The sequence below is a fragment of the Pseudomonas coleopterorum genome, assembly GCF_900105555.1.
GTDB lineage: Bacteria > Pseudomonadota > Gammaproteobacteria > Pseudomonadales > Pseudomonadaceae > Aquipseudomonas > Aquipseudomonas coleopterorum.
Genome location: NZ_FNTZ01000001.1, coordinates 2,715,418 through 2,728,776, shown reverse-complemented (window position 1 = coordinate 2,728,776; position 13,359 = coordinate 2,715,418). Strand labels below are relative to the sequence as shown.

The window sequence follows — 13,359 nt, the reverse complement described above, 5'->3', positions numbered from 1 at the left end:
AGGAGCAGACGTGGCCATTTTCTACGACGAGATGGCCGCAGTGGCTCTCGACCTGATCACTGAGTTCGGCCAGCCGGTGATCATCCTGGACGTAACGCCGGGTGAGTATGACCCCGAAACAAGCCAGAACGGCCCAGACACGGTCGTGGAGCGCACCGCGCAAGGCATCCTGCTCGACTTCACCGGTTACGAGTTCCAGACCAACAGCCTGATCCAGTTCGGCGACAAGAAGCTGAAGATCGCCGCGCAGGGCCTTGGATCGGCGCCCGGCCTTCTGAGCAAGGTCGCGGCCCAAGGCCGAACCTGGTCGATCATCCCGCCGGTGAAAGAGATCAACCCGGCCGGCACGCCGATCCTGTACGAGCTGCAGGTGCGCTCATGAGCAAGTACGCGGGCAAGCAGGGCAGCTTCGGACTGCAGCTGGCCGAGTTTGCAGAAAAAGCCAATGCGGCGATCAATGCCTCAGTACGCGAAGTGGCCATAGAGATCGGCAACTCGCTGATCCGCATGTCTCCAGTGGATACCGGCCGATTCAGGGCCAACTGGCACGCCTCTTTGGACTTCATTGAGCCATACACCTTTGACGATCTCGACCCAAGCGGGCGCGAGACGATCGAATCGCTTGTGGCCGCATTCAACGACTTTCGGCCAGGTCAGCAGATCTACATCGTGAACAATCTGCCCTACGCCATCCCGCTCGAGTACGGCCACTCTGCTCAGGCGCCCGGAGGGATGGTGCGGATCACTCTGGCCCGATTCCAGCGGATCGTCGACGAAGCCATCAGGAACAACCAGGTATGACTCACGCGACGATACGCAAGATCTACGAGGCTCGACTCCAGGCTTGGGCCGCCGCTCGGGTACCGGCACTGCGCATCGCCTATCAGGGCGACAAGTTCGAACCCCAAGCCGGCGAGACCTACCTGGCAGCCTTCACTCTGCCGGCCAGCGTCGATAGCCAGGACCTGCAAGGCGCGCACCGGCTCTACCTCGGCATATTCCAGGTGAGCATCGTCACACCGGCAGGCAAGGGTGCAGGCTCAGCCGAGGCGATCGCTGACGAGCTGGCAGCGCTGTTCCCGCTGAACCTGCGCCTGACGCGTGATGGGATGACAGTCATGGTCTACACGCCCGTTGAGCCAGGCCCAGGCATCAGCGAGGACGCCACCTACACCGTCCCGGTCTCCTTCCGATACCGCTCAGACACCATCTAAATTCGCCCGTTGGGCAAACACCAGAACCCGCCATGTGCGGGTTTTGTCATTTCTGCATAGAGGGAAACACAATGGCATTTCGTCTGCCCAACGGCGCAACCATGGAAATCGCAGCCACTTTCAGCGCTCTGGCGCTGGTCACTGCGATCAGCAACGCAAACCCGGCCGTGGCCACTTCGAACGCTCACAGCTTCGAGGATGGCGACATCGTTGTCGTTACCTCCGGCTGGTCGCGCCTCAACGAGCGTGCGGTGCGCGTCGACAATTCGCTGACCAACACCTTCGCGCTTGAAGGCGTCAACACCCTCAACACCCAGGTCTACACCGCCGGCGGCGGCGCTGGCAGTGCGCGCTCCGTCGACAGCTGGGTGCAGATCCCGCAGATCACCGATGTGGCATCCACCGGTGGCGAGCAACAGTTCCTCACTGTCGGCTTCCTGGAAGACGACGAGGACAAGCAGATCCCCACCAACAAGAACCCGATCAGCATGACGCTGACGGTCGCCGACGACCCGACCCTGCCATATGTGCCCGTGGTCGAAGCCGCCGACGAGGACAAGGAAGCCCGCGTCCTGCGACTGAACCTGCCGGATGGCTCCTCGATCCTCTACAACGCCTTCGTGTCGATCACCTCGACCCCAACTCTGGGCCGAAATGCGCTGATGACTCGCACCATCACCATCTCGCTGACCAGCCGTATCGCCCGCTACATGGCCGCGTAAGGACAGATCATGCCCAGCTTCAAGATCGCTCAACCGACCACGTTCACCGTGAAGGTGCCTATCCCGCAGGTCGGCCTCCAGCCTGCGATGGTGGGGATGACGTTCAAACACCGCAACCGCGAGGAAATCGCCGAGCTGTACGACCAGTGGGACAAGCAGGTCGAGCAGCTTCGCAAGAGCTTCGAAGGCAAGGAGCCGACTCTCGCCGAGGTCACCGCCGCCGAGATCGACAACAGCGCGCGACAGGTGAAGGACCTGGTCGTCTCCTGGGGCTTCGACGATGAGTTCAGCGACGAGAACATCCGTGAACTGGTCAAGAGCTGCATGGGCGTGTCCGACGCCATCGTGCAAGCCTATGGCGACGCCTACACCAAGGCCCGCCTGGGAAACTGAAAGCGGCCGCACGTATGCTTTACGAAGCCGGGCCCAGCGCTGCCGAGGTTGGCGCGTTCGGCCTGACGCTCGACCAGATACCCCAGGAAGAGTGTTACGTGTGGCCGGAGAACTGGCCAAGCTTCTGCGTGTTCGAGTCAATGACCACGCAGTGGCGCAGCGGGCCGGGCGGGGCGACGGGGCTGGACTACGTGTCCATACCGGTCGTGATGCGCCTGGTGGGGGTCGAGAAAAAGCGCCGGCCCATGGTGTTCGAGGATGTGCGCGTCATGGAAGCCGCTGCGCTGGGTGTGATGGCTGATGAGCGCTCAGTTAAAGAATAGCCGTTTCGAATAGCACCCTCTGGGTGTTAGATTCCCTGAAAACAGGGAGATGTATCGATGAGAAAAGCTATTCTGCTGGCAGCAATTTGTGCTTTGTCGGCGTGCTCGAGCAGTCCTCGCATTCAAGAAAGCGCCCCGGCACCGCCGGTTGCGAAGAAGGTTAAGTCTGAGCCGAGAGTGATTGTGCAATTGACCGAGGAACAGGCGGAATCAGCAAAGAATTCCGTTAGGTCGTCTCTAAAAGACCCGTATTCAGCGGTGTTCGATGGGCTCTACGGGACGACCATCCATCCAGAAAATAAAAAGTCGGTCATTGCGTGTGGATACGTTAACGCCAAAAACGGCTACGGCGGGTATACCGGCTCTTCTAAGTTTGCTGTGATAGCTGGGAACACATACCTGTACAAATCGTCAGGTGGCGGTATCGCAGAAATAGACAACAAGTTCATAGACCAGCTGTGCACTGCTGAAAAGTGAAAATGATCCAACACAACCCGCTCCGGCGGGTTTTTTTTCGCCCGGAGAAAACATGAACATCGCTGAACTTGGCATCAGAATCGACACAACTGGTGCCGACAAGGCGACCTCGGACTTGGACAAGCTCACGGCTGCTGGTGGCCGTGCAGAGCAATCTACCAACGGCCTGATGGGAGAGATCAATGCACTGGAGAAATCTCTCTCTCAGGGCGCCAAATCTACTCAGGAGCTCGCCCGGCAGCGTGATTCACTCGCCAAGCTGACCAGAGCCGGGGCCTACAGCGAGGCGGAATTCGCCAAGATCACCAAGGATTTGGACAAGCAGCAGATCTCATTGGTGAAGTCGACCCTGGACGAAGGAAAAGCTCTGAACAGCTTGTTGGGCGCGATCGACCCGGCCCAAGCCAAGCTGGCGAAGCTTGATGCGCAGGTGCAGGGCTTAGGCAAGGCATTGGATTCGGGAAAACTTTCCCAGCAGCAATATAACGCTGCCCTGAACAAGATCGATGGCAAGTACGCAGAACTCACGAAGGGCGCTTCCGCTATGGAGCGGCTTGGCCTGAATACTCGGCAAGCACAAGAAAACGTCCTGCAGCTTGGCAATGCTCTGTCGAATCGTGACATTGGGAGTGGCCTTCGCGCCATCACCCAGCTCGGTGCCGAGTCAACCCTCTCTGCCGGCCGGATTGCTGCTGTGGCTGCGCCAATCGGGATTGCCGCTGCTGCGGTCGGCGCTCTTGCATATGCCTACTACGACGCCCAGCGCGAAATCTCCGTATTCAATAAGGCCATATTCACAGGCAACAATGTTGCAGGCGTTACCACTTCATCGCTTCAAGCCATAGCCAAGCAGGCCGGTGAGGTAACGCGAAATTTCAGCGGCTCGCGCGAAGCCGCATTGGCTCTGGCCGAAAGCGGAAAGGTTGGCGCTGATCGCCTCCAGGACCTGACCGAGGCGGCAGCTGCTATCTCGAAAGTCACGGGGCAGGGTGCGACCGAAGTAGCAAAAAGCCTCGCTGATATGGGTTCTTCTGCCAGTACAGCAGCAGAGCTCATCAGCCGCCAGTACGGCCTGATCTCGTTCGAGCAGTACCAGTCGATCAAAGCGATCGAGGACAACGGTAACTCTCAGCAGGCTCTCGATACATTGAGCAGCACGCTGAATGAAAATGCTCAGGCACGGCTCAAGAAGTACCGCGAGTCACTTTCTGATATTGAGCGCGATTGGGATGACATAAAGGAGGCCACGAAGCGTGCATATGGCGAGGTAAGGAATTTCTTCGCCAGCGATGACTTGTCGACGCTGAAAGACGTTCGTGAACAGATCGACTACATCAACAAGCATCCTATTGCATCCGGCATCGGCTCCTTGTTCAAGAACGGACTCAAGTCGCGCGACGAGGTGCTGGATTCCCTCCGGGCCCGCGAAGAATCTCTCGATAACCAGATCAATATGCGCGCCGATGAGGCCAAGGAGACTGGAGCGGTCGAGGCCGCCAACAAGCGGCTGATCCAGACCCAGAGCATCCTGGATGCTCAGCTGGACAATGTTAGCCCGCTGGCGCGGCGCACAAAGGCTGTGAAGGACCTGAACGAACAGTTCCGGCAGTATCAAAGGGATGCCCTGAGAACGGGAAATAAGGCACCTCTGCTCGATGGTGTGAGCTTCGATGGCGACAAGATCTCAGGTGGCGCATACGACACGCTCTTGAATGGCATCAACGACCGCATAAAAGACAAGCGCACTCCTAAGGCAAAGGCTTACACGGAGGATGCAGGCATGAAGGCGCTGGACAATGCCAAACAGCAATATGCTGTCCTGCTCCAGCAAGAATCTGCCATCGACAAGCAGTCGCTTAGCTCCGAGAAAATTGGAGCTCAGGCCCAGGCGCTGATCAAATTCGAGCAGCAACTTGCAGACGTTAAGGAAAAGAAAACTCTGACTGCTGACCAAAAGTCGTTGCTGGCCAATCAAGAGCTGATCCGCGCCCAGCTGAAGCGTAACGCAGATCTTGAAGCCAGCATCACAAAGCAACAGAAGGGCATTGAGGCGGTCAAGCAGGCCGAGAAGGACCGTATTGAATTGCTCAAGCTCACTGGTCAGGCACTGGCCGCTAACGCTGCAGAATCTGGAATTCTGGAGGCGGAGCAGAGGCTGAAGTACGAGCGAGACGGAAATATCGAGGCTCTTAAGCGACTGGATATCTTGAAGCAAATTCGAGAGGCCAATATCCGAGCGAACATCAAGATCGACACGATCGAAGGTGTCAGCAAATCGCCAACCCCAGCAGGTTTGGACGCGGTTGTTGGTGGGGCAGCCAGCGAGATAACTCGCCTGGACCGGTCAGCAAAAGAGCTCGATGACTGGCGCCAGAAAGAGCTCGAGAAGCAGAAAGCATATCTCGACCTGAAGGCGATCAACCAAGAGACCTACGACGAGCGAGTTTCAAACATCACCAAGCAGTCGCAGGATAACCAGTCCAAGATCGAAGACGCGCGGAACAAGGCTTCCCTCGAGAACGCCTCGGAGTTTTTCGGCACGCTGGCCACGTTGAGTCAATCCGAGAACAAGAAGCTGGCCGCGATCGGTAAGGCTGCGGCAGTTGCCCAGGCCACCGTTGACGGTTTCCTCGCTGCGCAAAAAGCACTTGCTGCGTTCCCGCCCCCGTTCAACTTCGTCGCTGCTGCAGCGGTGGGCGTGGCCACGGCGGCCAACATCGCCTCCATCGCAGGGGTCGGCTTCATGGATGGCGGCTACACCGGCAACGGTCGCCGCGACGAGGTGGCCGGCCCTGTGCACCGCGGCGAATACGTCTTCGATGCGCAGGCCACATCGCGGATCGGTGTCGGCAACCTTGAGGCGCTGCGCAGCGGCAACATTACCGCCAGCGCGGCGCCGGCCATGGCAGCCAACTCTGTGCCGTCGGCCAGATCCAGCGGCTCGACGCCAGTGCAGCCTGTCTTCCATTACAACTTTCCCGGCATCACCAATGCTGCGGAAGCCAAAAAATCGACCGCCCAGGCATCGCGCCAGGCTGTTCGGGCGATCAATCAAGCAGGGAGGTATAGCTGATGGCACAGTTCCTCGAAGAAAGGCTGCCGGCCACGATCAGCTATGGGGGCAGCTTTTCCGAGGATCATGCGGTCAACACGGTTGAGACGGTCGGTGGGGATGAGTATCGAAGCCTGCGGCACCCGTTCGTGCGGCTGTCCTACGATATATCGTACGCGCGGAACATCGCTTTTGTGCGGGACAAGGTGCTGAACCTCTATGCCCGTGCCAATGGCATGTACCGCGGCTTTCGAGTGAAGGACTTCAAGGACTTCACCACGAACGCCTACATCCTGGCACCGACGGCACTGGATCAGCCGATGCAGTTGGTGACGCCTGGTGTTTACCAGCTGATGCGCTGGTATGGCAGTCCGACAGATCCGCAGGCGGCGCGGCGGAGGCTGCGCAAACCGGTCGCCGGCACGGTGAAGATCGCGTTCGGCGGACAGGTCATTCCGAATGATCAGGTGATCATCGATTACACCGCGGGCATCGTTAGGCTTCCCGGCCTGGCCAGGTCCAGCATCACAGCGATCACGAAGGCCGCGCAGGCGGTTGTCACGGCTCCGGCTCACGGCTTCACAGTTGGCCAATCGGTCGCGCTGTTCGGCGTGCAGGGCATGACGCAGATCAACGGCCGCCGGGCGATTGTGACGCGCACCACCACCAACACCCTGACCCTGGATCTCGACAGCTCGTCGTTCAGCGATTACGCCAGCGGCGGCCAGATCCAGAACCTGCCACTGGATGGCGAGCAAGTGACGGCGGGGTGTGAGTTCGACATCCCGTGCCGCTTCAATTCGGACATCTCGACCGGTTTCCCCGGCCACGGAGTACTCACCTCCGACGGCATCCAGATCATCGAAATATTCAACCCGTAAGGCTCCCCTGATGAAAGCACACGTTGCCGACTGGCAGACGCGGGTTTACTGCGTCCGCATCGTGCCCGAGGGTGCTCCGCCGGTGCGCATTGCCGGGTACCCGATCCCGCTGATCATGGGCAATGGCGCCGAGTACCTGACCGAGAACGGCTACGAGTTTTCGGGCCTGGGATCGGAGAGCGGCCTGGCCGCGGCTAGCGTCGACCTGGAAGGGATTCTGTCGGCCGGCGCCATCAGCCGCGCCGACCTGACCTCGGGCGTCTACGACAATGCCCGCGTCTACCTGTTTGCTACCAGCTGGGCCGCGCCGGTCGAGGATGAAGAGCCGCTGAGCCTGATGTTCTGGGGCAAGACGACCATCACCGACGACAACAGCTACAAGGCCGAGCTGATGGGCGTGATCGATCTGCTGTCGCAGGAGACGGCGCGCACCTACGGGAACATGTGCGACTACACGTTCCTGGACCGCAGCCTGGACGGGACGGTGCTGCGCTCGTTCCGCAGTCGCTGCACCGGGCCGCGCGCCGCGCCGGACGGGCCGGTGTTCGAGAACCTGCTGGTCACCGGCACTGCTACGGCGGTGGCCTCCCAATACGTATTCACCGACGCCGCGCGCACCGAGCCCGAAGACTACTTCGGCAACGGCGCCATCCGGTTCCTGACCGGCCTGAACGCCGGGCTCAAGCCCCTGGAGATCAAGAGCTACGCCGCCGGCGTGATCGAGGTGCATGAGGCGTTCTCCTACCTCCCGCAGGTGGGCGACCAGTACGAAATGCTCCCCGGCTGCCGCAAGCGCCTCACCGAGGACTGCGCGGGCAAGTGGGGTAATGGCAAGAACTTCGGCGGCTTCGATGACGTGCCGACACCGTCGCAGTACACGCAGGTAGGGAGGAACTGATGGATATCGTGGATTACGCGCAGGAGTGCGCGCGCACGCCCTTCAGGCACCAGGGCCGGGTGAAGGGGCTGGGCATGGACTGCGCGGGCCTGCTGGCCTACTGCCTGGACCGTGCCGGGCTTCCCTACAAGGACGAGAACGGCTACGGCCGCAACCCCTTCGACGGGACGCTGGAACGCGCGCTGGATGATCAGCCCTCGCTTGAGCGCATTCCCACCGGTGAGGCCCAGCGCGGCGACGTGCTGCTGATGCGCCTGCTCCGGTCCCCGCAACACATCGCAATCCACGCCGGCGATATCGACGGCCATCCCTATGTCATCCATGCCAGCGAGCAGCACGGCGGGGTCGTCACTCACCGCCTTGATGAGGTGTGGGGCGCCCGGGTCATGCGTGCGTACCGAGTGAGGCCATCTGAATGAGCACAAGCGCACTGCTGGGCGGCCGTGGCTCCATCCTGTTCAAAGCGTTCAATACCACATTCCTCGGCGTGCCCGGTTGGCTGGACCGAAAGTTTTCCGCGCCTGAGACCGAAGGCCCGCGCCTGGGCGACCTGTCGGTGCAAACCTCCACCTACGGCGCCGAGATCGGCCACGTGCACGGCACAATCGCGCTGGCGGGCAACCTGATCTGGCTTGAGAACAACAAGCTCAAGGAGACGGTGCACAAGAAGAAGTCCGGCGGCAAGGGCGGGGCCAGCACCACGCCGACGCGTACCTTCAGCTACTCGGCGACCTTCATCATCGCCATCTGCGAAGGGCCTATCGATGGCATCGCGCGCATCTGGTGCGGTGACAAGCTGATCTACAACGCGGCCAGCTCCGACATTGGCACCATCATCGCCAGCAACAAGTCGGCCAAGGGCTTCCGGATCTACTACGGCACCGATGACCAGCTGCCGAATGCGCGTTATGAGGCAGCCAAGGGCGTCGGCAGAGCGTCGGCATTCCGTGGCCTAGCCTATGTCGTCTTCGAAGACTTCCAGCTGGCTGATTACGGCAATACGCTGCAGGCGGCCGAGTTCAAGTTCGAGATCGTTCAGGTGTCAAGCTACAGGGACGAGCGGGAAGTTACTCACTCCGAAATCCCGATCAAATTTAAGTCAGGTTCAGCGGATGGCGCGGGCTACCCCTATCTGGCATCGGCTGACGGGGTGCTAAACGTCACTACCGGAAAGGGCAGACAATACACATTCGGTCTCGACGGAGCTTTTCTTGGTCCTATAGGGTCAGGAAAGGTTTTGCCAGAATTTCCCCCAGGTGGACCATACCCTTGCGGTTTCGTAGGGACAGACCTTGTCACATTGAATGACATCTTCATTGGCTCCCTGACTATCGGGCAGAAGGTATTTCTGACGCCACGAAAGTATCAAGATTTCCTTCCGCAGAATCATTATCTCGTCGGCATGGCGTTCACTGATGACGCAGAAAAGCTGATGGTCTTCACGGACTCTCGACCTGGTTCGGAACAGGCCCATTCGGCTGACACGTTTTTCGTGCTCGACAACGGCGGGCAGATCCAGAAGCAGGGGAAAGTTAGCGCCACCGGGTTAAACAGTCAGGCGCTAGGGTTCGGTCCTGCAGCTCGAGCCAGCTATGTGTGCAATTTCTTGGAAAGTGAAGGCGAGTACCTCTGGACCGCAAGTGGGCTGCGTGCCGGCAACCTGATCCTGTATAGGATTGCAGAGGAGCTATCGCTCGTGGGCTCTATCCCTGGCACGGTCTATTCGGACTTTGCTTACCCATCGATGCTTGCCAAGGATGGGATGGCCTATGTCGTTGCCGGCGACCGTATCAACGTGTTCACTCGTCTCGGCCAGCTCCTGTCCGAGCCGCCCGCACTTGAGCAGGTCTTATCGGCTGAGGCTCTGCGCTCAGGACTGCTGAACCAAGATGACATTGATGTCTCGATGCTTGAATCGTCAGTCAAGGGATACGCGGTACAGGGCGGCACCATCCGGTCGGCTATCGAGCCACTGCAGCGCGCGTATCGTTTCGACGTGGTGCAGTCCGGGTATGTGGCCCGATTTCTCCCGCGTGGAGGTGAGCCCGTCGCAACAATACCGTACCTGTCGCTGATATCCGACGGCAGCAGTTCATCGGACGTGCTGCTGGAAGAGCGGGAGATGTATACCGAGCTGCCCGTGCGTACCACAGTGAAATACATCGATGCGCCTCGGGAATACTCGGTGTCGAACCAGACGTTCGAGCGCCTCAGTGCGAAAGCAGTCGGCAAGCAGGACCTGGAAGTGCCGATCGTGCTGACGGCAACCGAGGCGCTGCAACTGGCCGAGATCATGACGTTGCTGCCCTGGCTGGAGCGTTCGTCGTTCAGCTTCAAGCTTCCGCCGATCTATCAGCCCTTGGAGCCGGGTGACGTTATTATCATACCGGCGCCGTGGGCGACCATGGAGCTGCGCCTGGACAAGGTCGACTATGGACAGGACGGCACGCTGCAATGCGAGGGCATGCCGAATAGATCGACGCTGTACACCAGCAAGGCCATTGCCAACGAGCCACCGGAGCCGATCAGCACCATACCGGTCTCTGGGCCGACCTTGTTCGTGCCGATGGACATACCGGTCATATCGGAGAACCAGCAGAACTCGCCGAGCTTCATCGGCGCTGTAGTTGGCTACACGCCTGGCTGGAACGGCGCGCTGCTGGTGCAGAGTCAGGATGACGGCCAGACCTGGTCGGACCTGCAAGGCTTTGTCGGGCCAAGCACCATCGGTATCGCTTCCAACACGCTTCCGGCCAGTGCCTCGACAGTTATCGACGAGCGCGTGCTTTCGGTACGGATGATCGCCGGGCAACTCGAGAGCATTACCCGCGACCAGATGCTGGTGGGTAGGCATTACGTGGCCTATGGCGTAGATGGACGGTGGGAAATCGTGCGATTTCAGAGCGCTGACCTGCAGGCCGACGGTACTTACAGCGTCAGCCGCTTCGTGCGGGGCGAGCGCGGTACCGAGTGGGCCACAGGCCTGCACCAGGCCAATGACTACTTCATCCTGCTGGATGACCCCGACAACATCAGCATCGGCATGTCGACTGACTCGTTGATGGCTGAGCGCACCTACCGGGCCATCACCAACGGATCCGACTTGGACAGTGCCAGCGACGTGGACTTCACGTATCGGGGCGTCAATCTCGAACCGCTGAGCCCGGTCTACCCGGTGGCGCGGCGCGATGCCGACGGCGCAGTGACGCTCATGGTGCAGCGCCGCAGCCGGCTGTCATCGTCGTGGTGGGCCAACGGCATGGAGGCCCCGGTGGGCGAGACCGCGCTGGCGCTCGAAGCCGATGTCATGTCCGGCGGCACCGTCAAGCGAACCCTGACCAGCGCCACCGGCGTTTTCATGTACAGCGCTGCCGAGCAGGCCGCCGACTTCGGGGCCGTGCAGGCCTCGATCGCCTTTCGCGTCTACCAACTCTCGACCATTGTCGGTCGGGGCTACCCCCTTGAGGTCTCCGTATGACAGCAACCAACAAGCTTGGGCTTGAGCTGCTGCAGAATGCTGCCGCAAACCAGACCCTGGCCAACACTACCTTTGCGCGCCTGAACCAGCTGGTGCAGGGCGGGGTGGTGGATAAGGACCTTGCCGCGCCGCCGGCATCTCCTGCGGATGAGTCGCTGTACATCGTAGCCGCTTCAGCCACTGGTGCTTGGGCTGGCCGGGATGGCCAGCTGGCCTACTGGCTGGTCACCGCCGGTGCCTGGCAGTTCGTTACCCCAAAGGAAGGCTTCTTCCTGCATGTGAACGATGAGGACGTTTTCTACAAGTTCACCGGAACGGCTTGGGAGGTTTTCTCAGGCGGATCGGGTGGAGGTGGGGACTTCAAGAAAGACGGCTCGGTTCAGATGACCGGTGCGATTGAATACGCCAACGAGGTCTCGGTCACAAACGCGTTCAGCGGTAACGTGTGGGATATGGGTGCTGCGAATAGCAACTTCGTATCCGCCACGTTCTACAGCCCAAACCCAGTCATCACCATGCTCAGCGGTTCACCACTTCCGCCAAACGGTTCATTCCGGCAAGTCCGGTTTGAAAACGATGGAACACTGAAGCATGACCCGGCATTCCTGATACTGCCCACCGGCGCCGATATTGCAGTTCGCGCAGGCGATACAGCGATTTTTCGTTATCGAGGGCAGAGCGAAAACAAATGGGAATGCTCTTTCTATCAGCGCGCGGATGGAACGCCGCTCAAGTCTGGAGCAGGCTTCACCGAGGACCAGGTGCGCAAGACGCCGCTCACCGGTCTCCCTGCAACAACCGGCGACGTCACCGAAACCGACAGCGTACTGTCCGGTATCGGCAAGCTCCAGGCGTCTAAGGTCGCCAAGGAGAGCGGCAAGATCCTGTCGACCAACGACTTCACGACCAATGAGAAGAACAAGCTGGCGGGTATCGCGGAGGGCGCTCAGGTCAACTCTGTCACTTCGGTTGCTGGGCGCACTGGCGATGTAAATTTGGCGAAAGGGGATGTAGGCCTCGGCAACGTCACCAACACCGCCGACGCCGATAAGCCAGTTAGCACAGCTCAGCAGACAGCGCTGAATGCCAAAGTCAGTAAAGCTGGTGCCGAATCAATTGATGGGGTCAAAACGTTCAGTAGCAGTCCCATTGTGCCTACACCTGCTGCTTCGGATACCTCGGCCAGTGTCGCGAATATGTCCTCCCTACGATCGGCGATGGCTCTATTTGGGATTGGAACGGTCAACGGACCCGCTATATCCGACGCCAATAGTGCAAACAACGGAGGGCTATTCAGCTTACCTTCCAATGCTTCCAATAACCCAACGGCTACTCCTTCGGCATTGCTGGTGGTGCCCTTCGATAGCGGCGGCTGCTTACAAATCTGCGCTTCTCTAACGTCAGGACAGAGGCTTCTTTGGCGTACAGAAGCAGGTGGCAGCTTTTCAGCTTGGCAGGAGGTTGCTCGGATCACATCTCCAACATTCATGGAGGCAATGAATGTTCTTTCAACCACGGGTAATGCCGGACTCCGTTTTGGCCGACAGAACGGAGCCGCATCAACTCCATACTTTGATTTTATAAGCGGCGGGGCAAATATAGGTTATGACTTCCGTCTGATTGCAACAGGAGGAAGCCCTTCTAACACTACCGTTGGTACTGGATTGCTAAGCATGTTGGGCGCAGGCCTAAATATCGGTACGCAATCGCAAAACGGTTCTGACAGGCTAACCGTAGCAGGCTCTGCTTCGTTTACCGGCGCCGTCAAGCTCGGAACCTTTACGCTAACCACATTGCCATCCGCGAGCGCGTTTAGCGGCTGTGTGATTTTAGTCTCGAACGCTACAGGGGGGCCGAAGTACTGCCACTCAAATGGCAGCGCCTGGCAAATACTCAACACTACGACGACTGTGAGCTGATA

Annotated in this window: 13 protein-coding genes; all 13 read left to right on the top strand. The window is 59.5% G+C overall.

What is annotated here, in order from left to right:
- The first annotated feature begins 31 nt into the window (after positions 1 to 31).
- The 13 genes from BLV18_RS11985 (at position 32) to BLV18_RS22440 (ending at position 13,357) form a co-directional block, all read left to right on the top strand.
- Positions 32 to 382 carry a hypothetical protein gene (locus BLV18_RS11985; protein WP_090362108.1) on the top strand — a complete coding sequence of 117 codons (351 nt, stop codon included), beginning with the start codon at positions 32 to 34 and terminating at the stop codon, positions 380 to 382.
- Positions 379 to 801: an HK97 gp10 family phage protein gene (locus tag BLV18_RS11980; RefSeq protein ID WP_090357498.1), complete on the top strand. Its 423-nt coding sequence runs from the start codon at positions 379 to 381 to the stop codon at positions 799 to 801. The genes BLV18_RS11985 and BLV18_RS11980 overlap by 4 nt, the downstream gene beginning before the upstream one ends.
- Positions 798 to 1,214: a phage tail terminator-like protein gene (locus BLV18_RS11975; protein ID WP_090357500.1), complete on the top strand. Its 417-nt coding sequence runs from the start codon at positions 798 to 800 to the stop codon at positions 1,212 to 1,214. The genes BLV18_RS11980 and BLV18_RS11975 overlap by 4 nt, the downstream gene beginning before the upstream one ends.
- A 71-nt stretch (positions 1,215 to 1,285) precedes the next feature.
- On the top strand, positions 1,286 to 1,936 hold the full coding sequence (locus tag BLV18_RS11970; protein WP_090357503.1) for a phage tail protein: 651 nt from the start codon (positions 1,286 to 1,288) through the stop codon (positions 1,934 to 1,936).
- Positions 1,937 to 1,945: 9 nt separating this feature from the next.
- Positions 1,946 to 2,329 carry a phage tail assembly chaperone gene (locus tag BLV18_RS11965; protein WP_090357505.1) on the top strand — a complete coding sequence of 128 codons (384 nt, stop codon included), beginning with the start codon at positions 1,946 to 1,948 and terminating at the stop codon, positions 2,327 to 2,329.
- A 14-nt stretch (positions 2,330 to 2,343) separates the two neighbouring features.
- Positions 2,344 to 2,652, top strand: a complete 309-nt coding sequence (locus BLV18_RS11960) for a DUF1799 domain-containing protein (protein ID WP_090358776.1) — start codon at positions 2,344 to 2,346, stop codon at positions 2,650 to 2,652.
- A 57-nt stretch (positions 2,653 to 2,709) separates the two neighbouring features.
- Entirely contained in the window at positions 2,710 to 3,129 is a 420-nt protein-coding gene (locus tag BLV18_RS11955) for a hypothetical protein (protein WP_090358774.1), read from the top strand.
- A gap of 52 nt (positions 3,130 to 3,181) precedes the next feature.
- Entirely contained in the window at positions 3,182 to 6,202 is a 3,021-nt protein-coding gene (locus BLV18_RS11950; protein WP_090358772.1) for a phage tail length tape measure family protein, read from the top strand.
- Positions 6,202 to 7,062, top strand: coding sequence for a DUF2460 domain-containing protein (locus tag BLV18_RS11945; RefSeq protein ID WP_090358770.1), 861 nt, complete (start codon positions 6,202 to 6,204; stop codon positions 7,060 to 7,062). The genes BLV18_RS11950 and BLV18_RS11945 overlap by 1 nt, the downstream gene beginning before the upstream one ends.
- Positions 7,063 to 7,072: 10 nt before the next feature.
- Positions 7,073 to 7,960, top strand: coding sequence for a phage/gene transfer agent baseplate hub protein (locus BLV18_RS11940; RefSeq protein ID WP_090358768.1), 888 nt, complete (start codon positions 7,073 to 7,075; stop codon positions 7,958 to 7,960).
- Entirely contained in the window at positions 7,960 to 8,379 is a 420-nt protein-coding gene (locus BLV18_RS11935; protein ID WP_090358766.1) for a C40 family peptidase, read from the top strand. The genes BLV18_RS11940 and BLV18_RS11935 overlap by 1 nt, the downstream gene beginning before the upstream one ends.
- Positions 8,376 to 11,438 (top strand): phage tail protein, encoded by a 3,063-nt coding sequence (locus BLV18_RS11930; protein WP_090358764.1) that lies wholly within the window; start codon positions 8,376 to 8,378, stop codon positions 11,436 to 11,438. The genes BLV18_RS11935 and BLV18_RS11930 overlap by 4 nt, the downstream gene beginning before the upstream one ends.
- Entirely contained in the window at positions 11,435 to 13,357 is a 1,923-nt protein-coding gene (locus tag BLV18_RS22440; protein WP_090358762.1) for a DUF2793 domain-containing protein, read from the top strand. The genes BLV18_RS11930 and BLV18_RS22440 overlap by 4 nt, the downstream gene beginning before the upstream one ends.
- Positions 13,358 to 13,359: the final 2 nt, after the last annotated feature.